The 20955-nt window shown below is 64.5% G+C and carries 23 protein-coding genes; 9 read left to right on the top strand and 14 right to left on the bottom strand.

The features are described from left to right. Nucleotides 1-80: 80 nt before the first annotated feature. Nucleotides 81-2306, bottom strand: coding sequence for a CDC48 family AAA ATPase (locus OB916_RS07705; protein WP_315908719.1), 2226 nt, complete (start codon nucleotides 2304-2306; stop codon nucleotides 81-83). A 225-nt stretch (nucleotides 2307-2531) separates the two neighbouring features. Continuing rightward, nucleotides 2532-3548 carry a CapA family protein gene (locus OB916_RS07700; RefSeq protein WP_315908718.1) on the bottom strand — a complete coding sequence of 339 codons (1017 nt, stop codon included), beginning with the start codon at nucleotides 3546-3548 and terminating at the stop codon, nucleotides 2532-2534. A 231-nt stretch (nucleotides 3549-3779) separates the two neighbouring features. Between OB916_RS07700 and OB916_RS07695 the strand changes: the two genes are divergently transcribed. Beyond that, the gene (locus OB916_RS07695; RefSeq protein WP_315908717.1) at nucleotides 3780-4082 is read left to right on the top strand and encodes a hypothetical protein; all 303 of its coding nucleotides are present in this window, start codon (nucleotides 3780-3782) and stop codon (nucleotides 4080-4082) included. A 60-nt stretch (nucleotides 4083-4142) separates the two neighbouring features. Here the strand turns inward: OB916_RS07695 and OB916_RS07690 are convergent, their stop codons facing one another. Then, nucleotides 4143-5492 (bottom strand): FAD-dependent oxidoreductase, encoded by a 1350-nt coding sequence (locus tag OB916_RS07690; RefSeq protein WP_315908716.1) that lies wholly within the window; start codon nucleotides 5490-5492, stop codon nucleotides 4143-4145. A 153-nt stretch (nucleotides 5493-5645) separates the two neighbouring features. Here OB916_RS07690 and OB916_RS07685 point away from each other — a divergent pair, with 153 nt between their 5' ends. Next, on the top strand, nucleotides 5646-5939 hold the full coding sequence (locus OB916_RS07685; RefSeq protein ID WP_315908715.1) for a glutathione S-transferase N-terminal domain-containing protein: 294 nt from the start codon (nucleotides 5646-5648) through the stop codon (nucleotides 5937-5939). Further along, nucleotides 5940-6455, top strand: coding sequence for a redoxin domain-containing protein (locus OB916_RS07680; protein ID WP_315908714.1), 516 nt, complete (start codon nucleotides 5940-5942; stop codon nucleotides 6453-6455). Between the two features lie 104 nt (nucleotides 6456-6559). On the opposite strand, the gene OB916_RS07675 is transcribed toward OB916_RS07680, so the two are convergent. Then, the gene (locus tag OB916_RS07675; RefSeq protein ID WP_315908713.1) at nucleotides 6560-6718 is read right to left on the bottom strand and encodes a DUF7559 family protein; all 159 of its coding nucleotides are present in this window, start codon (nucleotides 6716-6718) and stop codon (nucleotides 6560-6562) included. A gap of 87 nt (nucleotides 6719-6805) precedes the next feature. Between OB916_RS07675 and OB916_RS07670 the strand changes: the two genes are divergently transcribed. After that, entirely contained in the window at nucleotides 6806-7423 is a 618-nt protein-coding gene (locus OB916_RS07670; protein ID WP_315908712.1) for a glycosyltransferase family 2 protein, read from the top strand. 1 nt (nucleotide 7424) lies between these two features. Here the strand turns inward: OB916_RS07670 and OB916_RS07665 are convergent, their stop codons facing one another. From OB916_RS07665 to OB916_RS07650, 4 genes are all read right to left on the bottom strand, one after another. After that, nucleotides 7425-8285, bottom strand: coding sequence for a CheF family chemotaxis protein (locus OB916_RS07665; protein ID WP_315908711.1), 861 nt, complete (start codon nucleotides 8283-8285; stop codon nucleotides 7425-7427). A gap of 165 nt (nucleotides 8286-8450) precedes the next feature. Next, nucleotides 8451-8747 (bottom strand): DUF7521 family protein, encoded by a 297-nt coding sequence (locus tag OB916_RS07660; RefSeq protein ID WP_315908710.1) that lies wholly within the window; start codon nucleotides 8745-8747, stop codon nucleotides 8451-8453. A 179-nt stretch (nucleotides 8748-8926) separates the two neighbouring features. Continuing rightward, a complete protein-coding gene (locus OB916_RS07655) occupies nucleotides 8927-9220 on the bottom strand; it encodes a DUF7521 family protein (RefSeq protein WP_315908709.1) in 294 nt (97 codons plus the stop codon). Then, on the bottom strand, nucleotides 9217-9594 hold the full coding sequence (locus OB916_RS07650; protein ID WP_315908708.1) for a helix-turn-helix domain-containing protein: 378 nt from the start codon (nucleotides 9592-9594) through the stop codon (nucleotides 9217-9219). Before OB916_RS07650 ends, OB916_RS07655 begins: the two co-directional genes overlap by 4 nt. Nucleotides 9595-9703: 109 nt before the next feature. On the opposite strand from OB916_RS07650, the gene OB916_RS07645 reads away from it, so the two are divergent. After that, entirely contained in the window at nucleotides 9704-10150 is a 447-nt protein-coding gene (locus OB916_RS07645) for a type IV pilin (protein WP_315908707.1), read from the top strand. Here the strand turns inward: OB916_RS07645 and OB916_RS07640 are convergent. From OB916_RS07640 to OB916_RS07625, 4 genes are all read right to left on the bottom strand, one after another. Beyond that, nucleotides 10147-11607: an RtcB family protein gene (locus tag OB916_RS07640; protein WP_315908706.1), complete on the bottom strand. Its 1461-nt coding sequence runs from the start codon at nucleotides 11605-11607 to the stop codon at nucleotides 10147-10149. The genes OB916_RS07645 and OB916_RS07640 overlap by 4 nt on opposite strands. Before the next feature lie 55 nt (nucleotides 11608-11662). Then, nucleotides 11663-12796, bottom strand: coding sequence for a DoxX family protein (locus OB916_RS07635; protein WP_315908705.1), 1134 nt, complete (start codon nucleotides 12794-12796; stop codon nucleotides 11663-11665). A 71-nt stretch (nucleotides 12797-12867) separates the two neighbouring features. Continuing rightward, on the bottom strand, nucleotides 12868-15045 hold the full coding sequence (locus OB916_RS07630; protein ID WP_315908704.1) for an LUD domain-containing protein: 2178 nt from the start codon (nucleotides 15043-15045) through the stop codon (nucleotides 12868-12870). After that, nucleotides 15042-15551, bottom strand: coding sequence for an LUD domain-containing protein (locus tag OB916_RS07625; protein WP_315908703.1), 510 nt, complete (start codon nucleotides 15549-15551; stop codon nucleotides 15042-15044). Before OB916_RS07625 ends, OB916_RS07630 begins: the two co-directional genes overlap by 4 nt. Nucleotides 15552-15671: 120 nt before the next feature. On the opposite strand from OB916_RS07625, the gene OB916_RS07620 reads away from it, so the two are divergent. Together OB916_RS07620 and OB916_RS07615 are read left to right on the top strand one after the other, a co-directional pair. Then, entirely contained in the window at nucleotides 15672-16298 is a 627-nt protein-coding gene (locus OB916_RS07620; RefSeq protein ID WP_315908702.1) for a class I SAM-dependent methyltransferase, read from the top strand. Nucleotides 16299-16412: 114 nt separating this feature from the next. Then, on the top strand, nucleotides 16413-16967 hold the full coding sequence (locus tag OB916_RS07615; protein ID WP_315908701.1) for a multiprotein bridging factor aMBF1: 555 nt from the start codon (nucleotides 16413-16415) through the stop codon (nucleotides 16965-16967). Nucleotides 16968-16991: 24 nt separating this feature from the next. On the opposite strand, the gene OB916_RS07610 is transcribed toward OB916_RS07615, so the two are convergent. After that, nucleotides 16992-17546, bottom strand: coding sequence for a response regulator (locus tag OB916_RS07610; protein WP_315908700.1), 555 nt, complete (start codon nucleotides 17544-17546; stop codon nucleotides 16992-16994). Between the two features lie 107 nt (nucleotides 17547-17653). On the opposite strand from OB916_RS07610, the gene tpiA reads away from it, so the two are divergent. Then, nucleotides 17654-18301 carry a triose-phosphate isomerase gene (tpiA, locus tag OB916_RS07605; RefSeq protein ID WP_315908699.1) on the top strand — a complete coding sequence of 216 codons (648 nt, stop codon included), beginning with the start codon at nucleotides 17654-17656 and terminating at the stop codon, nucleotides 18299-18301. 255 nt (nucleotides 18302-18556) lie between these two features. Further along, entirely contained in the window at nucleotides 18557-19795 is a 1239-nt protein-coding gene (gene dinB / locus OB916_RS07600; protein WP_315908698.1) for a DNA polymerase IV, read from the top strand. Here dinB and OB916_RS07595 read toward each other — a convergent pair whose 3' ends face one another. Beyond that, nucleotides 19796-20917 (bottom strand): citrate synthase/methylcitrate synthase, encoded by a 1122-nt coding sequence (locus tag OB916_RS07595; RefSeq protein ID WP_315908697.1) that lies wholly within the window; start codon nucleotides 20915-20917, stop codon nucleotides 19796-19798. Nucleotides 20918-20955 lie beyond the last annotated feature (38 nt).

Genomic DNA, 20955 nt, shown 5'->3' with positions numbered 1-20955 from the left:
GACGGGAGTCGATCTCTCGGAGCGGTTTGGTTCTTCGTCGACTCTCGTCAGACAGAATCAGAAACTGCGGGAGGCCGTGCTTACTGGAAGCCGATCCGGCCCGAACCACGCTGGCGCTCCATCTCGCGGCCGCCGCCGCGGAACCGGTCTTCCATCTGCTCGAAGTACTCCCTGATGTCCTCGTCGATCGTCGGCCGGACGCTCTCCAGTGCCGACCGGAAGTGCTGCATCTCGACCTCTTCGGCGTCGTCGTCGTCCCGGAGCGCCTCGATAGCGGCCTCGCGGGCGATCGATTCCAGGTCCGAGCCGACGTATCCCTCCGTAATCTCTGCGAGTTCGCGCAGGCTCACGTCCGGAGCCAGCGGCGTGTCGTTGGTGTGGATCTTCAGGATCTGCTCGCGACCCTCGACGTCTGGCTCACCGATGTTGATCAACCGATCGAACCGACCCGACCGGATGAGGGCGGGATCGATCATGTCCGGGCGGTTGGTCGCGCCGATGACCATCACGTCCTCCATGTCCTCGAGGCCGTCCATCTCGGTCAGCAGCTGGTTGACCACGCGCTCGGAGACGTTCGAGCCGACGTCGCCGCCGCGTCCGGGCGCGAGACTGTCCAGTTCGTCGAAGAAGATCACCGTTGGTGCGACCTGCCGGGCCTTCCGGAAGGTCTGACGGATGGCCTTCTCGCTCTCGCCGACCCACTTGCTGAGCAGTTGCGGACCGCGCACGGAGATGAAGTTGGCGTCAGTCTCGTTGGCGACGGCCTTGGCCATCAGCGTCTTGCCCGTCCCGGGCGGCCCGTACAGCAGAACGCCGGCGGGCGGTTCGATCCCCATCCGCTCGAACTTCTCGGCCTGGTTCATCGGCCACTCGATGCTCTCTTTGACCTGCCCTTTCGCCTCTTCGAGGCCCCCGACGTCGTCCCAGGAGATCTTGGGCAACTCCACGAGGACCTCTCGCATCGCGGACGGGCTCACCTCGTTCAGGGCCCCGCGGAAGTCCTCGCGCTTGATGATCATCCGGTCGATCAGACTCGGCGGGATGTCCTCCTCGTCCAGATCGATCTCCGGCAAGTAGCGCCGCAGCGCTTTCATCGCTGCTTCCTTCGTCAGGCTCTCGATGTCCGCGCCGACGAAGCCGTGGGTCTCGGCCGCGAGCCGTGGCAGTTCGACGTCGTCCGAGAGTGGCATCCCGCGCGTGTGGATCTGCAGGATCTCCTCGCGGCCGACCTCGTCGGGGACGCCGATCTCGATTTCCCGATCGAACCGGCCGGGCCGCCGGAGAGCAGGATCGACCGAGTCGACCCGGTTCGTGGCGGCGATGACGATGACCTGCCCCCGCGATTCGAGGCCGTCCATCATCGTCAACAACTGGGCGACAACGCGCCGTTCGACTTCGCCGGTCACGTCCTCGCGCTTGGGGGCGATCGAGTCGAGTTCGTCGATGAAGATGATCGACGGCGACTCCTCGGTCGCGTCCTCGAAGATCTCCCTGAGTTGCTGTTCGGACTCTCCGTAGTACTTCGAGATTATCTCCGGCCCGGCGATAGAGAAGAAACTCGCGGAAGTCTCGTTGGCGACGGCCTTGGCCAGCAGGGTCTTGCCAGTGCCGGGCGGGCCGTGCAGCAGCACACCTTGCGGTGGCTCGATCCCGAGTTTCTTGAAGATCTGGGGGTGTTTCATCGGCAACTCGACCATCTCGCGGACCCGCTGGATCTCGTTCTGGAGGCCGCCGATGTCCTCGTAGGTGATCCCGCCGCCGGTCTTCTCGAACCCGGAGATCGGTTCCTCGCGCAGTTCGACGTCGGTATCCTCGGTGATCAGAGCGACGCCGTCCGGTTCAGTCTCGACCGCGATCAGCGGGATCGCCTGCCCGGGCGAGCGCATGAACGGGTGGTTCGTCGAGGACATCACGGGGACGATGTCCCGTTCGACGACCGGGCGCTTGAGGATCTGTCGTTTGACCATGCCCGCCGCGTCCGAGCCGAACTGGACGCTGGCCTCCTCTGGCGGGGCGAGCACGAGTTTCTCTGCCTTCTCTGCCTCTGCCTTGCGAATGGTGACACGCTCGCCGATGCCGACGTCCGCGTTCTGACGGGTGAACCCGTCGATGCGGACCGTGTCGGTGTTCCAGTCCTGGCGGTCGGCCCGCCAGACCTTCGCGGCGGTCGTGTCGCCGCCCTCGATCTCGATGATGTCACCGGGGGAGAGTTTGAGATGCAAGAGCGTGTCGGGGTCGAGGCGCGCGATGCCTCTACCCGAATCGTTCGGGTACGCTTTCGCGACCTCTAGTTGAACTTCGTTCATAGTCGAGGGTCGATGTGATAGACTGGGGCATGCCCGGAGATATGCTTTTTGCTACCGGCGGCCGGAAACGGGCTACTATCTGTGCAACGATAACCTGAAAATCAGTGTTCATCTAGGCCTTGATAGTCGCCGCCAGCGAGACCGTCACAGGGACTGCTGGATGTCGACTCCACCCCGACCGCCGAATCGGGCAGTCGATGCAGAACAGACGTACAATAATCGGTATCAGAGCGAAACTGTGAGCGGCCCCTCGTCCGAACGCTCCTGGACTGTCGTCCCGAACTGTGCCGACCGCGACTGCATCCGCTCGCGAAGCCACCGACGACCGCGCTGCCCTGCAGTCCGAACCGACTCCTCGACAACCCTGATCGGGTGGAGCCGCAGCTCCGACAGCCCCTCCTCAACCACGAGTTCGAACAGGAATGTCAGGTCGTTGCGGTGATTTTCGACGGGATAGAAGTCGGAAACAAATGTACCCGTGTCGTAAAGAATTGGACGGCCGTCGTAGACCTCGATCCCGGCGATTTCGTGAGCGCTGTGGCCGTGGACGACGTCGACGCCGCGGTCGATCAACCACCGACCGAACCGGCGGTGACGGTCGGTCTTCGGCTCGTAGTTCGGTCCCCAGTGTAGCGACGCCACGACGAGGTCGACCGACTCGGGGACCCGCGCGAGACTGTGCTCGATCCGGCTGCGGACCGCCGAATCGCGCGGATCCGTACTCAAAAAGGCCGTCCCGGCGGTGTCCAGTCCTGCGGTGAACGGACGGAATCGGTCGGTGTAGCTCACCATCGCGACAGTCAACTCCCCTGCCTCCAGGGTCGTCGGTGCGAACGCCGCTGACCGATCGTGCCCGGCGCCCGCATGGGCGATCCCTGCCGCGTCGAGCGTAGCTGTCGTGTCTCGAACCGAGGCGGGACCGTAGTCCATCACGTGATTGTTGGCGAGGCTAACTGCCCCGACGTTGCCGGTTTCAAGGACGGTCGTCGCCCACGCCGGGTCGCCCCGGAATCGCCACTGCTTGTCCGGCCAGGGGTCGCCCCGCGTGGTGAGCGTACACTCGAGGTTCCCGACGACGGTGTCCAGCGCACCGAGTCGGGTGCTCATCCCGTCCCACACCGCTCCAGGCATCGACCGGTGGGTCTCCTGGACGCGCCGAGCAAGCAGGAGATCCCCGACGAATCCGAGCCGTGCCGCCCCGTCGACGCTGTGGCGCAGCTCGAATTGGCTGTCCGGTTTCACACCCGGTACCGAACACCCTCCGAGCGCGACCCCGCAGCTGATCAGTGCTGTTCGGCGGCTGATCGGCATCGTGTTTCCGTTCGTCTGGCTGTCAGAAAAGCCACGCGGTGAACGGGTTCGTGACAGAACGCCTGGTAGCGGACGTCGATCACGCCTGGGAACCCGCTCCCCGTGGCTTCTCTCCCGGGCGTTTCGATACGTTTTGGTGTCGGTCGCTCCTATCGACAGGCGATGTACGTCTCCCCGGCGGTCCGGTCGATCGTCGACGACCCGCTCGAAGGCGAATCCGTCACGCTTCTGGTCGAGGTCGAGGACGGTTACGAACCGGGCGTCGACGCCGTCGCCGAGCGGATCGAAGACCTCGGCGGGAGCATCGAGGATCGGCGTCGCTTCGGAACGCTGGTCGTCTCGATTTCTCAGTCGGATGTCGAACAGCTCTGTGACCTCGACGGGCTGGCGATCGTCGAGACCGACAACGCGGTGACGATCGATCCCGACGGTGCGGGCGAGGACGTCGAGTACGACGTCGAGTGATCGATTTTCGACCGCGTACCGGTCACCATTCCGATCCCGGCGTTCTGCACCCGCGAGCGTTCACTCTAGCTTCCCGTTCAGCACCTTCGCCGTCGTCAACACCGGATCCCAAGTGGGGCTAAAGGGCGGGGCGTAGGCCAGATCGAGGTACTCGACCTCTTCGACGGTCATCCCCTCGTGCAGCGCCGTCGCGACGGTGTCGATCCGCTTTGCGACGCCGTCCCGACCGACGATGCTCGCGCCCAGTACCTGCTCGGTCTCGCGGTCGGCGACCATCGTCAACTCGAGTTTGTCGCCACCAGGGTAGTAGTGGGCTCGCGAGGGCGCGTTGATCGTCACGGAGACGGGATCGAAGCCGGCCTTTCTGGCCTCCGCTTCGTCGGTGATCCCCGTTCGCGCGGCTGCGAGATCGAACGCCTTGACGACGGCCGTCCCGGCGATCTCGCCGACCGGCGTTTCCGTGCCGGTGACCGTCTGGCCGATCGCTCGCCCGGCGCGGTTGGCGGTCAGCGCCAGCGGGACGTGATCCGGCTTGCCGGTCACCGTGTGCGTCATCTCCGCCACGTCGCCCGCGGCGTAGACGTCCTCGACGTTCGTCCGGCCGTACTCGTCGGTCGCGATGGCTCCCGTCTCGCCCAGTTCGATCCCCGCCTGTTCGGCCAGTTCCGCGTTCGGGACGACGCCCGCGCCGACGAGCGCCGCGTCGACCGGGACCGTGCCGTCGTCCGTCTCGACGGCCTCGATCGCCCCGTCGCCGGCGAGTCGCTCGACGCGCGTCGAGAGGCGGACGTCGACGCCCTGCTCGCGCAGGTGATCGCCCACGGCCTCGCCGACGCTCTCGCCGAAGGTCGCCAGGACCTGTGGCAGCATCTCGAACACCGTCACGTCGAGTCCGTGGGCGTCGAAGGCCTCGGCCATCTCGATGCCGACGTAGCCGCCGCCGATGACCGCCACGCGGTCGAGGTCCTCGCTTTCGACGCACGCTTTGATCTCCGCGCCGGCGTCCATGCTGTGCAGGGTGAACACGCCCTCCAGATCGAGGCCGTCGATCGGCGGCTCCAGCGCCCGCGCGCCGGTCGCGATCAGCAGGTCGCCGTAGGACTGCTCGTAGGTCTCCTCGTCGCTCCGGACGGTGACCGTCCTGGCGTCGGTGTCGATCGCGATCCCCTCGTGGCCCATCCGCAGGTCGATGTCCCGCTCCTCGATGAACCGTTCGGGCGGTACCGCGACCAGATCCTCCAGTGACTCGATCTCGCCTTTGACGTAGTAGGGGAGCCCGCAGGCACCATACGAGACCCAGTCACCGCGCTCGAGGACGATTATCTCGCGATCTGGGGCCGCTCGCCTGGCCTTGCTCGCCGCGCTCATCCCCGCCGCGTCGCCGCCGACGATCAGGAACGGTTCGGACATACTCCCACGTTCACTCCGCCGACGCTAAAGTATTGTGTTGCTCACGCAATTCTACCCGACCTGCGGCGGGCAAGTGTCGGCCGGCCCAGTCCAACCTGTGAAAACGGCCGCCAACACAGCGCTTAGGCGTCCCCGCACGAATAGAGTACATCCATGAGTGAAACCGCGACTACCGGCGGTCCGTCGACCGCTGATGATCCGTCGATCACGTTGTACCGGCTCCAGGCCTGTCCGTTCTGCGAGCGCGTCGTTCGAAAGCTCCACGAGTACGACCTCCCCTTTCGCTCGCGCTTCGTGGAGCCGATGCACTCCGAGCGCGACGTGGTCAAGCGAATCAGCGGTCAGCGCGCCGTCCCGGCCATCATCGACGCGAACACCGGCGTGACGATGTCCGAGAGCGCCAATATCGTCGAATATCTCGACCGGACCTACGGGGAGGCGGCGTGAATGGATCTCGAGTTCGACGTCGTCGATCTCGGCGACGCGGGGCATCCACAGGTCGGAGAGCAGGCCCCGGAGTTCGTTCGCCCGCTCGTGAACGACGAGTACTGGGAAGACGTCGCGCTGTCGGAGTTGACCGCGGAGGGACCGGTGCTGCTCGTGTTCTATCCGATGGACGGGAGCTTCCCGGCGACGTACGTCTGGAACGAACTCCGGGACCGCGCGTGGGACGAGACGTACGACGTGACGATCGTCGGGCTGTCGATCTCCTCGCCGTACGAGCACAAAACGCTCATCGAGGATCGCGAGATCCCGTATCGCCTGTTCAGCGATCCGCAGAACGGTGTCGCCGAGTCCTACGGGATCGTCCACGACCTCGATGGCATGGCCGGCGTCAGTGAGCCACGACCCGCCGTGTTCCTCCTGGAGGAGGACCGGACGGTGCAGTACGCGTGGGTGGCCCGGGAGTGGCCTGATCTGCCTGACTACGACGCCATCGAAGACGCGCTGGCCGAACACTGATAGCGGTCGGACGGTCACCTGAGCGACCCTCATACGGATTATTGTACCGATTTACTGTTTCGACCGCCCGCGGTCGATGCGGACGGGACGTACAATAATTCACGTCAGAGTTCGATCGCCCGGAGCGAATCCGTTCGACCGCAATACGGACACTGGAAGTCGGAAACGCCGACGTCGTCGGGCATCTCGTAGGTGTAGTGCAACTCGAACATGTCCAGCTCACAGTCGTTGCTCTCACACACGACTTCGAGAGTTGCGGGCATACCCGTGCCTAGTGATGCAGTGGGATAAAACCGCCACTACGGGACGAAACCGCCACTACCAGGACGGAGCAGCGAGTACACCCACCCATGCAAGACGTGACAGTGGTCGTGCCCGCCTACAACGAAGCGGGGCGGATCGGACCGGTCGTCGACGAACTGACCGGGGAGTATCGCGTGCTGGTCGTCGACGACGGCTCGACCGACAGGACCGCAGCCGAGGCCCGCGAGGCGGGTGCGGCGGTCGTCGTACAGCCGACCAACCGGGGATATATCGCGGCGCTGAAACGCGGCTTCCGGGAAGCCGAGACCGAGATCGTGGTGACCTACGACGCCGACGGCGAGCACCGTCCGGAGGACGTCCGGCGAGTCGCCGAACCGATCGAGACACACGATCTGGACCTCGTGTTGGGCGCGCGCTCACACATCCCACGCCCGTCCGAGCGGCTTCTCAACCGTCTCACGCGGCTGAAAGTACCCGTCAGTGACTCCGGGACGGGATTGCGGGCACTCCGGCGTGACCTGGCTATGGAACTCGAACTCGACACGGTCTGTACGTGCGGGACGCTCGTCCTGGAAGCGACTGCGAAGGGGGCGCGGATCGGCGAAGTCTCCATCGAGACTCGCGAGATCGAGAAGCCGCGGTCGATCGCGTGGGGCCACGGCCGGCAACTGCTGCACGTCCTGCGATATCTCCGACGCGTATGACTCACCGGTCGCCGATCGTCTCGCCGGCGACCTGCCGACCCTCGGGCGTCAGCGCGACCTCGGTCCGCTCGCGCTCGACCTCGATGACGTCGTATTCGAGCAGTCGGTCGAAGATCTCTTCGACGCGTTCGACGTCTCGGTCCACGAATTCCGGGATGTCGAACGGCGAGACGCCCGAGTGCAGTGCCATGATGACCTGCTTTTCGACGCCGTCCAGGTCGAGGTTCGCGCGGTGGCGCTCGACACCTTCCTCGAGGAGCGCGCCGATAACTGCCGTGTGGTGAGGTTCACCGGTTAGATGCGTCTCGACGCTCCGGCCGTCTTCGGTGTGTTCGACCTCGTAGACGGTGCGGTCCCGGTCGTCGATCGTTCGCTCGTCGGTCCCGACGTCGCCGATGTCGTCCCGATCGATCGTCACTTTCTGCCCGTCGGCCATCGCGAGTCGGATCGCCTCTTCGGAGATCTTGACCTTCGCTTTCGTCCACTCGACGTTCTGGACGACCCCGCCCTCGACAGCCGGGTGCTGGACGAGCAGAATGCCGTTGTTGAGCGAAGCTTTGTACAGTGCCGTCTCGAACGTGCTCTGATCAGGCGCCGAGACGAGAAAGACCGTGCCGTCGGTCCGAAGTGCCGTGTAACTCCCTTCCACCGCTGCGGCCTGGTTGACGTCGAAGCGGTCGTTGACCTGCTCGAGGGCGTCGATGTCGATCGAGCGCTTCTCGTCGCCGATCAACACGACTCGGTCGGTCGTCAGGACGACTCGACAGGCGTTCCAGCCGGCGTCGCGGATCTCCCGGCCGTCCTTGACGGCCTGCATGAACTGCCCGCGCTCGTCGTAGAGTTTGTGTTCGCCCTCGCTCATGGCAAGACAGTCGATCGCGTCAGATCGACCCGCGTGCGTATTAGTTAGTGCACGCCGGATTAGGGTTTTCGGCCGTCACTCGACACAGATCACTCGCGGACGGCTCTGGTCTGCAGACGCAGCGATCGGCGAGGCAAACGCCAGGCGTTTCCGAACGCACGGTAGTCAGGCCGACAGCGAAGACGGACTGTCGGCGTACATCGAGTAGGTGACGATCACGAACCCGGCCGCGACGAGCGCCGCACTCGCGCTGGCGGCGTGGACGGTCTTCCCGACGCCCAGCGCGATGAGCACGCCACCCAGCAGGGCGCCGAGTGTGACGAGCGTAAGTCCACCGAATAGCGCTCCGAGCGAACGCGACTGTCGCCGCTGGTAGGCCCGGTACGACAACGTGGCGAGTACCCCACTACAGACGAAAATGACCGTCTCAGCCGCAACGAAAAGCGACGTGCTTCCGTACATATACCAGTCGGCTCGACGTAGGATTCGAGTGACAATATATACTGATCGTATTACCACGAAACGAGAATACCACACCTCGAAACACCGCCGTCCTGGACGGAGTGATCGCTGTCAGTCGACGCCGAATTGACTGCCACGGAGAAACGGTCGCACCTGTATACAGTTACGACGGCCAACTATTACCCCTGGGTATACAGCGAATAGACGATGACAGCGAATCCAGCCGCCGTGAGACCGCTTTCGATGGCCAGACTCACGCCGATCGAGATGTCGTGAAGGAGGACGTTCGTCACACCCGCCAGTAACGACCCCATCGTCACGAGTCCGAAGCCGATCGCCAGTGCCCGCAGTGCCGGGGAACCGGTTCGCCTGTACGCACGATACGACAGATACGTGATGAGGCCGCCGAGAAGCAGCGTCAGCGTCTTGAAAGCGATGGCGCTGGGCGGGAGTGTGAACGTGTGTGGGCTCATGTTTCTTTGCGCACCTCCGACCAGAGGTTTTCCAGGCGCTCGTCGGCCGTCCGCGCACGACGGGCGATCGAGACGTCGAACTCGAGATTGTCCGTAACGCCGATGATAACTTCCTTGAAATCGAGTTCGTACGTGCTCGCGTGCTGGCCGTCCGGGCGGATCTCGACACCTTCGCTCAGCAGGGACGCTTCGGTCAGCAACTCCAGTTTCCGGTAGGTCGTCGATAGCGGAATGTCACTCGCGTCGGAGATCTCGCTGGCAGTCATCGGTTCGTCGAGTTCACTGATGATCGCCCTGCATTCGGGGTCGTCGAGTGCATCGAGCACGTCCTGAAGGTCGGGAGCGTCCTCGTCCGCGAACGGGTCACGGACCATTTCACCCGATCATACAACACTCATCGGTTTAACGGCACCGACATCCGGTGCACGGAACTCCCGCCACATCAGGGCGGCTCTTATATGCCGTGACTTCGAAAGCGTGAGTATGCGAAACGCAGGCCCGGGCCCGGACCGCGGTGTTTCTGAGCTCACCAGCGCCCTCACCCTGGTCGGGATCGCTCTCGTGATCGTCGTCGCTATCGGGTCGAGCGTTCTTTTCCTCGGAGAGAGCCAGTCCGGTCCAGAAGCGCAATTCGGCTTCGATTACAGGGACGAGAGTCAGCGCCTGCTGGTGGCCTACGAGGGTGGCGATACGTTCACAGCCGGGAACGTGTCCATACAGGGGCCGAACGACGCGTCGGCGCGCTGGTCGGAGCTTACCGGCACCGATCCGTCAGCGACCATCCAGCAGGGGCTTCCGGCCCCAGTCACCGAAGGCGGTGCGTACGGACGGCCAGTCAACCCGGACGACTCGATCCGCGTCGTCTACATCAATCCTGAAACCGGGGAAGCGACCGTCCTCGATACGTGGAACGGGACGGATCCGTTCTAGCCTTTGATATTGCAGACCGGATACGTCCGGGCGACCTTATCCCCGATCCCGAGCGCGTCCGAGACGTTCACGACCTCGTCGACGTCCTTGTAGACGCCGGGTGCTTCCTCGGCGACCGTCGCGCCGCTGTTTGCCTTGACGTAGACGTGTTGCTGATCTCTGAGTTCGTCCTGAACGTCCTCGCCCCAGTAGGTGTTTTTCGCCTCCGTGCGAGACATCAGTCGCCCCGCGCCGTGGGCGGTCGAGCCGAACGTCTCCGCGAGCGACTGCTCGCCCCCGCGAAGCACGTAGCTGCCCGCGCCCATACTCCCGGGAATGAGGATCGGCTGGCCGACGTCGGCGTAGGCCGGCGGTAGTTCCGGGCGACCGGCCGGGAACGCCCGCGTCGCGCCCTTGCGGTGGACGTACAGTTCCTGATCCTCGCCATTGATCTCGTGGACCTCTTTTTTCGCGATGTTGTGTGCCACGTCGTAGAGCAGCTCCATCTCCATTTCTTCCCAGGATCGATCGAAGACGTCCTCGAAGACTTCGCGGGTTCGGTGCATGATCAACTGCCGGTTGACCCACGCGAAGTTGATCGCCGCACACATCGCCCCGTAGTACTCCTCAGCCAGTTGCGAGCCGGCGGGCGCGGCAGCCAGTTCCTTGTCCGGCAAACGATTGAGCAGCCCCTGGTGAGTCTGTTCGATCTCCCGGAGGTAGTCCGTACAGACCTGATGGCCCAGTCCGCGCGAGCCACAGTGGATCAGTACGACGATCTGGTCCTCCCGGAGTCCGAACTCCGCGGCGACGTCCTCCCGGAAGATGTCTGTCACCCGCTGGACCTCCAGGAAGTGGTTCCCCGATCCGAGCGAGCCGACCTGTTCTTTCCCGCGGTCTTTGGCCTTCTGCGAGACCGCACCCGCGTCGGCCTCGGGCCGCTTGCCCTCGTCCTCGCAGTGTTCGAGATCGTCGGGCACGGCGTACCCCTGCTCCAGCGCCCACTCCATCCCGTCTTCGAGGATCGCCTCGATGTCGCCTCTCGTCCCCTCGAAGACCCCGCCGCCGCCCAGTCCCGACGGGATCGCGTCGAACAGCGCGTCGACGAGCTCCTCCTCGCGGCCCCGAACGTCCTCGTATCGCAGATTTGTCTTTAATAGCCTTACTCCGCAATTTATATCGTAACCAACTGCGCCAGGGGAGATGCAGCCGTTCTCTGAGTCGATGCCGGCGACGCCGCCGACCGGGAAGCCGTAGCCCTGGTGGCCGTCGGGCATGCAGACGGCGTACTTCTGGATCCCGGGGAGGTGCGTCGTGTTCTTCAACTGTTCGAGCGTCTTGTCGTCGCTGATCTCTTCGAGCAGCGATTCGCTGGCCAGCACCCGCGCGGGGACGTTCATCTCGCCCTCGCGGGGGATCTCCCAGACGTACTCTCGGACCCGCTGCAGGGTGATGTTTCCGGCCTCGTAGGTCTTCATACGCGACTATCGGCGCGCCAGCACAAAGAAAGGTACCCGGTTTCCAGGATCGCGGCTATCCGGAGCGCCTCTCCGCTTTGCCGCTCGGCGTGGTCTTCCGTTCGGGCTCGACGGACGATTCGAGCCAGCTGTCGACCGACAGCGGTCCGCCGCCCAGCGTGAACACCGCGGAGGCGAGCCCGAACATCGTGATGTGTGCGAGCACGGGATCGTCGGGCAGGGCGAACAGCGTGATCGTGAAGAGGACGAACGCTCCCGCCGCGGTCGCGCGAGTCAACAGCCCGAGGAGCAGCGCGATCCCGAAGGCGATCTCGGCCAGACCCGCGCCGACGACCCACACGCCGGGATCGACCGGAACAACCGCCGTAAGATTGTACTTGTCGACGACCGCCAGCCCCGGTCCGGGCCGGAGCAGTTTCTCGCCGAGCCCGAGCAACACGAACGTCGCCCCGAGGCCGATCCGGAGGACCGTGGGAACGTACGCGGTGTAGGGGTCGAATCGCCGTCGGAACTGCCCGGCCCACCGATGAACCGGATCGATTCGACTGTAGTACGTTCCCGGGGAACTGGCGACGCGCTCGAGCAGGTGATCGGCGCTCGGCCGACCGCCGCCGAGCAGCGCAATCGCGATAAAGCCCGGCACGTATTCGAGCGCGAGGACCGCCGTCGGGAACGCGATCACCGAGCCGGCGTACGTCGCCAGCCCGATCAGCGCGACCGCCCGCGTCGCCAGGCCGAACAGCAGGAAGAAACCGATTCCGATCAGCAGCACGCGAGCCTCGGCCTGCAGGGCCGGCCCGAGCAGATCGGCCGTCCGCACGCTCGGGCTAAAGAGATAGCCGATAAAACCCGCACCGACCAGCGGGAGACCGAGGCTCAGCCGGAGCATCCATGGGACGTACGTGAGATACTCCTGCAGTGCCGACTGAAGCACCTCGAAGTCGGGAATCGTCGGCCGGACCCACAGATACGCGCCGACGCCAGCGACGGCGAGCAACCCCGTCGTGCCGAACAGGAGTGCGTTCACCGGATCGGTCAGCACCTCGATGGTGAACTCAAGGCCGTCGTCCGGGTAGTCTTCGGTGACGTATCTGACGTGGGCTGTGGCCGGGCGAATGGCCGTCCACAGCAGCACGACGGCCGCAAACGCCAGTCCGGACCGTCGAACTGCCTTTCGAATCTTGATCATAGTGAGCGGTATATGGATTGCGTAGACTTAAGCGCGCGTTCGTCGGAAGTGGGAGACGCGCGCCCGGGAGGTCACGGTGCCACGAGTTCGATCGGATGCGGTACGTCCTGTTTCATCAGATCCGTCAGCTGGTCGTGACAGGACGTGCCGCTGGCGACGATCGTCCGGCCCTCGGCTTCGGGCGTCGAGAACTGCTCGCGCAACTCCTCGCCGACCGCCATGCTCACGTCGTAATATTGCTGTTTGAAACCGAACGAACCGGCCATGCCACAGCACTCGACGTCCGACGTGACGAGGTCGTAGCCGAGTTCCTCCAGGACGGCTTCGGTGTGGGCCGCCAGCCCCAGCGTCCGCTGCTGACAGTGGCCGTGGTAGGCAATCTCCGTTCCGTTTCCGTCTCTCAGGGCGTCGGCGTCGGCTCCGTTCTCCAGCAGGCCGTAGACGTACTCGAGAATCTCGTAGCTGTTCTCCGAGAGCTGTTCGTACGTCTCCGCGTCGAGCAGCCGTCCGTAGTCGTCCCGGAGCATCGCCAGGTCGCTCGGCTCGACGATCACGACGTCCCGGCCGTCCTCGACGTGCGGGAGCAACTCATCGGCGACGCGCTCGCCGTGGCGCGTCGCGGTCGCGACCATGCCCTGTGAGAGCGCGGCACGGCCGCTCTCGGTCACGTCGGCGACCTCGACGTCGACGTTCAGGGCTTCCAGCGCCCGGATCGCAGCCTTCCCGCGCTCGACGTGCATGTAATTGGTGTACGTATCCGCCATGAAGACGACCTCGCGGTCGGGATCGGCCGGCCCGTCCCGCTCGCTGGCCCACTTCTTGAGCGTTTCGCGGCTGAACTGTGGCATGTCGCGGCGCTGATCGACGCCCAGGAGCCGCTCGGCGATCCAGCGATTGGGGCCGAAGCTGGCCAGCCTGTTCGAGACCGGCGCGAAGAGGCTACCGAGCTTCGCGACGGTGACGAAATTCCCGAAGAACCGCTTCTGGAGACTCATACCACCTTCCTCGGCGTCAGGCGTCAGCCCATCGACCAGGAAGTCGTAGGAGTGATCCTCAGCACCGCGGTTGATCCGATCCCGGACCACCGTGTTGATCCAGGGGATGTCGATCCCGACCGGGCAGGCCTCGACGCAGCGCGAACAGCCGGTACAGAGGTCGACGAACTCCTCGCTGCTATCCAGGCCGTGGACGCCGGTCTCCCAGCCGCCGGCGATCCCGCCGGTGTAGGTCTCGCCGCCGAACTCGTGGCCGCCGACCTGCTGGAAGTTCGCACACGTGTTGGCACATGCCGAGCACCGGATGCAGTACAGCGTTTCGCGCAGCTGTTCGTCCTCGCGCATGGCCATGCGGCCGTTGTCGATCAACACGAGGTGGAAGTCGCGGTCGTCACTACCCTCGAGTTCGTCCTCGCCGAAGGTCGCCGTTTCGACCGGTGGCGTGAGCAGCGATATGTAGGCGGTGATGTCCTGGCCGGTGCCCGAACGGCCGATCAATTCGACAAACGGCTGGAGATCCTCGACGCTGGGGACGATCTTCTCGACGCCGGCGACCGCGACGTGCCGGTCCGTGGCGGTGACAGTCTTGCGGGCGTTGCCCTCGCTGGTGACGAGCATCATCGACCCACTGTCGGCGGTGAGGAAATTCGCCCCAGTCATGCCCACGTCGGCGTTCTCGAAGGCATCGGCCAGGTACTCGCTGGCGAATGCAGTGAGGTCCTCCGGCGTGTCGAGCGGTCGGTCGGGGTCGAACTGTTCGCGGAACAGCTCGGCGATCGACTCGCGGGACTTGTGGATCGCCGGCGCGACGAGGTGGCTCGGTGCCTCGTCGGCGACCTGCAGGACCCACTCCCCGAGGTCGGTCTCGACGACGTTCGCACCCTCTGCTTCGAGGTGCTCGTTGACCTCAATCTCCTCGGTGGTCATCGACTTGCTCTTGACGACCGTCTCGTCGGATTCGACCAGCGACGCGATGTACTCGTTCGCGTCGGCCTCGTCCTCGGCGAGATAGACCGTCCCGCCGTTTGCTTCGATGGTTTCGGTGAGCTGATCGATCAGTTCCGGAAGCCGTTCGATGGCGTCTTCCTTGATCCGGCGTGCCTCGTCTTTCAGCTCCTCGTAGTTCTCGAGATCCGCAACGGTGTCGTATCGTCCCTGGTTGAAGCCCCGCGTGTTCTCCCGGACGGAGGCACCTTCGGCGGCCATCGTCTCCCGGATCTGTGCGGCTTTCGCCCGCTTGGACTTGCGACTCATTTGACGATCACCACGTGTACGTCACTCGGTCCGTGGACGCCGCGGACCAGCGCGCCCATGTCGGCGGTAGCGCTCGGTCCGGTCGCGATGATCGCGTTCCCACCAGTCTCGCGCAGCCGGGGTCCGAGTTCGGCGAACGCGTCGCTCATGGAGTCGACGATGTCCTCCAGCCGGACGACAGCGACGTGGGTGTCGGCGTAGAGACTCACGGGCTCGGTCTCGGGAGGTTTCGATTCGACCACGACGCTCCCGTACTCCACGATCCCGAGCGTCGCCGCCGTGACGCCGGTACTGGCTGCTTTGACCCCGTCAGATCGCTCCGCACGTGGGATCGACTCGGGAAGAGAGACGTCCTCGAAGGGGAACGGAACGCCGACGATAGGTTCGGGGAACCGTTCTAGCTCCCCGGGAAGTTCGTCAGTAGTCGTCAGCGTCCAGCCGACGTCGAGTTCCTCGAGCGCCGCCGTGAACTGGTTCACAGTCGCGTCGCCAGCAGTCGTTGCCATTGAGCGCGGTTTCGGCTCAGTCAGTCTATGCGTGTTGAAACGGGCAAGACTCTCCGAGACATCGGACGGACACGTCGAGGGGCCAAATCCTCGTATACTCGCCTGCCCTAACACACGCAAATGCCCAACGCAGCACCGTTCGAGGAACACACCGACCGGTACGAGGCGTGGTTCGACGAATACGAGGCGGTCTACGAGTCCGAACTGAACGCGCTCGATCGGCTGCTCGACGACGGGCGGGCGCTCGAAGTCGGCGTCGGTAGCGGCCGGTTCGCGGCACCGCTCGGGATCGACATCGGTGTCGACCCCACCATCGGGATGCTTCAGCGCGCGCGTCGACGAGAGATAGATGTCGTCCGTGGCGTCGCCGAGCAGCTGCCCTTTGCCGAGGAGACGTTCGAGACTGTGCTGCTGGTGACGACGATCTGTTTCGTCGAGGACGTCCCGGCGACGCTCGCGGAGGCCAGACGGGTGCTCGCCCCGGACGGCGATCTCGTGCTCGGCTACGTCGATAGACACAGCCCCGTCGGCGAAATATACGAGCAACACAAAGAGGAGAGCCCCTTCTACAGAGACGCGACGTTCGTCTCGACCGATCAGCTCCGCGGCGCGCTGCTCGATGCGGGGTTCACTGACTTCGAGATCGTCCAGACCGTCTTCCGGTGGATCGACGAGGTCGACGAGCCCGAGCCGGTCGAACCGGGGTACGGAGACGGCTCGTTCGTCGTGATCAAGGCGCGTCGATAGCACAAACGACGGCGGTAGGTGGAGCGTCGACAGTGCAGTCGGCGGCGTGGGTGGCGCGTCGATAGCACAATCGACGGCGTACGTTTTATGCCACGGCACGAGTTATAGGGCAACATGGTCCAGTGTGAGATGTGCGGGAAGGAGACGAATTCACCGAACACCGTCAAGATCGAAGGCGCGGAGCTCCAGGTCTGCGACGAGTGTGCGGAGTTCGGGACCGAAGTGAAGACACAGCAGTCGAGCACGAGCACGAAATACTCGACCGGCTCGTCCGGATCGAGCAGTTCCAGCGGATCGACGTCCGGCTCGACCGGCGGAGCGAGCGGCTCGAGTTCGTCGAGGAGTTCAGGCGGTGGCGGGCGTCGCCGCGATATGTTCGACGAGATGGACGAGGTGGCACAGGATTACGACAACCGTATCCGATCGGCTCGCGAATCGGCCGGACTCAGCCAGGAAGACCTCGCGAAAAAACTCAACGAGAAAGCGAGCCTGATCCGCAAGCTCGAACACGGTGAGGTCCTTCCCAGCGACGACGTACAGCGAAAGCTCGAACGCGAACTCGGGATCGATCTCTCGGCAGGGTCGACGCCTGACGAAGACACCGAATGGGAAGGCGGCTCCGCGAGCGGCGAGTACACGCTCGGTGACGTCGTCGAACGCAAAGACTAGTACCGTCGGACGTTCCGGCGGCCGCTACCTGATCAGGTCGTCCTCGGAAAGGTCTTCGGAGAGTTTGTCTAACTTCGATTCGAGGCGCTCGATCTCGGCTTCGAGTTCGGCGTAGCGATCGCTCTCGCGCAGTGCTGACTGCGGTTTTTCGACCTGGAGGACGTTACGCTTGAGCTTCTTCGAGGTCAGCTCCTGTAAGCGCTCGCTGTACTCGGTGATCGTCAACAGCCGGTCGACGACATCCAGCAGCGCGTTTTTGCTGACGGGCTTGACCAGATAGTCGTCGACGCCGAGATCGATGATATCGAAGTCCGGATCGACGGCAGTGACCATCGCAACCCGGCAATCGTAGCCGTCCTCTTCGATCGCCGCGAGGACTTCGTTACCGGAGACGACCGGCATCCGACGGTCGAGCAAGACGACGTCGATATCCTCGGCGAGCATCTCGATCGCTTCCCGACCGCTGTAAGCCGTCCGAACGTCGTACCTGTCGCTCAGATAATCCGTATAGAGGTCGGCAAGGTGCTGTTCGTCTTCGACGACGAGTACCGTCCCTCGGTCCACAGGCGCAGTGCTCACAGGTCCACCGTACGGCAAGTCGTTGTGCCCTCTTCTTAACCTTTCCTTCGCAGTTCGAGAGAAAACTCGAAATCTATTTTCCACAGGCCTGAGAAGGTTCATTTGGAATGTTCGTTCTTGTCAACCTGAAGACGTATCCGTGCGATCCGATCGAAGTGGCGCAAGCGGCCGCCGATGTCGCCGACGACAGCGGCGTCCGGGTCGGTGTCGCACCCCAGGCGGCGCATCTCGAAGCCGTCGCCGAGACCGGCGTCGAGACCTGGGCTCAGCACGTAGATCCCATCGACTACGGCAGCAACACCGGCCACACGCTCGCCGAAACTGTCGCCGAGGCCGGCGCAGACGGAACGTTGGTCAACCACTCCGAACACCGGCTGAAACTCGCTGACATCGACGGATCGGTCCAGGCCGCCGAGCGCGCTGGCCTAGAGACGGTCGTCTGCGCCAACAACCCCGAGCAGATCGGCGCAGTGACGGCACTCGGCCCTGACGCGGTCGCCGTCGAACCGCCGGAACTGATCGGCGGGGACGTTTCCGTCGCGACGGCCGACCCGGACATCGTCACCGACGCTGTCGACGCAGCCGCCAACGTCGACGAAGACGTCGAAGTCTTCTGTGGTGCCGGCATCTCCAGCGGCGACGACGTCGACGCAGCAGGCGACCTCGGTGCCAGCGGCGTCCTGCTGGCGAGCGGTGTCGCCAAAGCCGACGATCCCCGCGCCGTCCTCGAAGACCTCGTCGATCCGCTGGTCTGATAGACGTCTCTGTCGTCCGTTTTCCGTTTTTTCGGGCCGTGCAAGTTCGCCGGTAGAATTAAGTATGTGTGACACTCACACACATTTGGAACCTCGTTCCGTGGGGTTCCCGACGGGAACCACCGTCGTGAACGTCCGGAATTGGCATCGTCGACGAACCGCGCGGCCCCGGCGGCGGACTGGCCACCACGCCGCCGGGCTTCGCCGATCCGCTTCTACGGTAATCCCTATAACGGCCGAGCCATAGCCTCAGGTATGCCTGACCGAGGCCGCCTGCCCGGGACCGATCGCCGCCCCGAGCAAGTGGTCTGTCACGTGGACATGGACTGCTTTTACGCGGCCTGCGAGCGGCTGCGCGAGCCCGAACTCCGCGGCGAGCCGCTCGTGGTCGGGATGGGATACGAGGACGGCGACGACCACGGCGCGGTCGCCACGGCGAGTTACGAGGCTCGGGAGTTCGGCGTCGAGAGCGCGATGGCCATCTCGGAGGCACTGGAGTTGCTACCCAGGAAGGCCGTCGCTGCCGACGATCCGGAGATAGATCCCGCGGAGGCGGGCTACTACCGGCCGGTCGACATGGACTACTACGAGTCGATCGCCGAGGACGTCAAGGCGATCTTGCACGACAGCGCCGATGTCGTCCGGGAGGTCAGCATCGACGAGGCCTATCTCGACGTGACCGATCGCACCGACTGGGACAGCGTCGATGGATTCGCCCGCGAGCTGAAAGACCGGATCGAATCCGAGGTGGGCGTCGTCGCCAGCGTCGGCGCGGCACCGACGATGAGCGCCGCCAAGATCGCCAGCGACGCCGACAAACCCGACGGGCTGGTCGTCGTCGAGCCCGGCGAAGTGCGGGGCTTCCTGGGACCGCTAGACGTCGAAGCTGTCCACAACGTCGGCCCCGTCACCGCTCGCGAGCTTCGCGAGATGGAGATCGAAACCGCGGGAGATCTGGCCGCAGCCGATCCCGACCGGCTGGCGGGTCACTTCGGCGAGCGTGGACGGGAGATCTACCGGTTCGCCCGCGGCGAGGACGCCCGCGAAGTCACCCCCCGGGACGATCCGAAGAGCTTCTCGCGGGAATCGGCGTTCTCCGGACCCGTTGAGGACGCCGACCGAATCCGCGAGCGCGTGCGGACTCTCGCCGCTGCAGTGGCCGACCGCGCCCGCCGCGAGGACGCACTCTATCAGACGATCGGGATCAAGGTCGTGACGCCGCCGTACGACGTGCACACGCGCGCCCGATCGCTCTCCGGCCCCGTGGACGATCCCGAACTGGTCGAGGCGATCGCGACGGACCTGCTCGCGGAGTTCGGCGACGCACGCGTCCGCAAGGTCGGCGTCCGCGTCTCGAAGCTCTCTTTCACCGATCGCGAACAGGTCAGTCTCGACGGGTTTGGCGACGGAAGCGAAACGGAGAACGATCGATCCCACCACACCCCGGAGAACACGCGTGACAGCGGTCAGTTGACTCTGGCGGACTTCCGCTGATCAGCGCTCCGCAAGTGGCGTCCACGAGCGGTTGGTTTCGCCGACGTACTCCGATTCAGGACGGATCAGCCGGTTGTTTTCGAGCTGTTCGAGCGCGTGGGCCATCCAGCCGCCGACCCTGGAGACACCGAACGTCGCGGGGAACAGCTCCTGTGGAACCCCGACGCCGTACAACAGTGCCGCCGTGTAGAACTCGACGTTTGTCGCCAGTTCCCTGTCGGGCTTGTATTCGGAGAGGAGGTCGACGACGACGTCCTCGAAGTCGTCGATGGTCTCGAAGAAATCGTCGTCCCCGTCGTAGAACTGCTCGGCAGCCGAAGAGAGCACCGACGCACGCGGGTCGCGTACCCGATAGATCCGGTGACCGAAGCCCATCAGCCGTTCGCCAGCGTCCAGTTTCTCTCGAACGTAGGCTTCGGGATCGCCCGACTCGTGAACGTCCTTGAGCATGTCCAGCACGGGGCCGGGAGCGCCTCCGTGGAGCGGTCCCTTCAGCGTCCCGACCGCGGCCGTCGCCGCCGAGACGACGTCGGATTCGGTCGAGACGACCACTCGCGCCGTGAACGTCGAGGCGTTGAGTCCGTGATCGACGACAGCGTTGAGATACGTTTCGAGCCCACGAACCGCGCTCTCGTCCGGTCGCTCGCCGGTCAACATGTAGAGATAGTTCGCCGCGTGGCCGAGATCGGGGTCTGGGGCGATCGGGTCGTTGCCCTCGCGATACCGCCAGTACGCCGCGACAATCGTCGGGAACGTGGCGACGACCCGCAGCGCGTCGGATTCGGGGTCGCCGTCCTCAGTGCCGAGATTCGCCGCCGCAGCCCCCACCCGGAGCGCGTCCATCCCCGGTTTCTCCTCGTCCGCGGCCCGCTGTAGGACCGCCAGCACTTCCTCGCTGACCTCCCGTCGTGCGGCCAGATCCGCACGGAACTCGGACAGTTCTTCGGCGTCCGGAAGCCGATCGTAAAAGAGCAGATGCAGCGTCTCCTCGAACGTGGCGTTGTCGGCCAGTTCCTCGACGGGAAACCCCCCAATCGTCAGTTCGCCGGCCTCGCCGTCCATCATGCTCAGGCGTGTTTCTGCGACGGCAACGCCGTCGAGTCCCCGATTAACTCCAGTCATGCTACGTTGTTTCAGGGCCGGCGATAAATGTGTCTCGG

The organism is Halapricum hydrolyticum (assembly GCF_025517535.1).
Lineage (GTDB): Archaea > Halobacteriota > Halobacteria > Halobacteriales > Haloarculaceae > Halapricum > Halapricum hydrolyticum.
Note: the sequence above shows the minus strand (reverse complement) of the source record. Positions and strands in the feature narration are given on the sequence as shown.

Excerpts from the sequence above, each read along its gene's own strand:
- OB916_RS07705 (WP_315908719.1), bottom strand. The coding sequence starts at position 2,306 with ATGAACGAAGTTCAACTAGAGGTCGCGAAAGCGTACCCGAACGATTCG.
- OB916_RS07695 (WP_315908717.1), top strand. The coding sequence starts at position 3,780 with ATGTACGTCTCCCCGGCGGTCCGGTCGATCGTCGACGACCCGCTCGAA.
- OB916_RS07690 (WP_315908716.1), bottom strand. The coding sequence starts at position 5,492 with ATGTCCGAACCGTTCCTGATCGTCGGCGGCGACGCGGCGGGGATGAGC.
- OB916_RS07685 (WP_315908715.1), top strand. The coding sequence starts at position 5,646 with ATGAGTGAAACCGCGACTACCGGCGGTCCGTCGACCGCTGATGATCCG.
- OB916_RS07680 (WP_315908714.1), top strand. The coding sequence starts at position 5,940 with ATGGATCTCGAGTTCGACGTCGTCGATCTCGGCGACGCGGGGCATCCA.
- OB916_RS07675 (WP_315908713.1), bottom strand. The coding sequence starts at position 6,718 with ATGCCCGCAACTCTCGAAGTCGTGTGTGAGAGCAACGACTGTGAGCTG.
- OB916_RS07670 (WP_315908712.1), top strand. The coding sequence starts at position 6,806 with ATGCAAGACGTGACAGTGGTCGTGCCCGCCTACAACGAAGCGGGGCGG.
- OB916_RS07665 (WP_315908711.1), bottom strand. The coding sequence starts at position 8,285 with ATGAGCGAGGGCGAACACAAACTCTACGACGAGCGCGGGCAGTTCATG.
- OB916_RS07660 (WP_315908710.1), bottom strand. The coding sequence starts at position 8,747 with ATGTACGGAAGCACGTCGCTTTTCGTTGCGGCTGAGACGGTCATTTTC.
- OB916_RS07655 (WP_315908709.1), bottom strand. The coding sequence starts at position 9,220 with ATGAGCCCACACACGTTCACACTCCCGCCCAGCGCCATCGCTTTCAAG.
- OB916_RS07650 (WP_315908708.1), bottom strand. The coding sequence starts at position 9,594 with ATGGTCCGTGACCCGTTCGCGGACGAGGACGCTCCCGACCTTCAGGAC.
- OB916_RS07645 (WP_315908707.1), top strand. The coding sequence starts at position 9,704 with ATGCGAAACGCAGGCCCGGGCCCGGACCGCGGTGTTTCTGAGCTCACC.
- OB916_RS07640 (WP_315908706.1), bottom strand. The coding sequence starts at position 11,607 with ATGAAGACCTACGAGGCCGGAAACATCACCCTGCAGCGGGTCCGAGAG.
- OB916_RS07635 (WP_315908705.1), bottom strand. The coding sequence starts at position 12,796 with ATGATCAAGATTCGAAAGGCAGTTCGACGGTCCGGACTGGCGTTTGCG.
- OB916_RS07630 (WP_315908704.1), bottom strand. The coding sequence starts at position 15,045 with ATGAGTCGCAAGTCCAAGCGGGCGAAAGCCGCACAGATCCGGGAGACG.
- OB916_RS07625 (WP_315908703.1), bottom strand. The coding sequence starts at position 15,551 with ATGGCAACGACTGCTGGCGACGCGACTGTGAACCAGTTCACGGCGGCG.
- OB916_RS07620 (WP_315908702.1), top strand. The coding sequence starts at position 15,672 with ATGCCCAACGCAGCACCGTTCGAGGAACACACCGACCGGTACGAGGCG.
- OB916_RS07615 (WP_315908701.1), top strand. The coding sequence starts at position 16,413 with ATGGTCCAGTGTGAGATGTGCGGGAAGGAGACGAATTCACCGAACACC.
- tpiA (WP_315908699.1), top strand. The coding sequence starts at position 17,654 with ATGTTCGTTCTTGTCAACCTGAAGACGTATCCGTGCGATCCGATCGAA.
- dinB (WP_315908698.1), top strand. The coding sequence starts at position 18,557 with ATGCCTGACCGAGGCCGCCTGCCCGGGACCGATCGCCGCCCCGAGCAA.
- OB916_RS07595 (WP_315908697.1), bottom strand. The coding sequence starts at position 20,917 with ATGACTGGAGTTAATCGGGGACTCGACGGCGTTGCCGTCGCAGAAACA.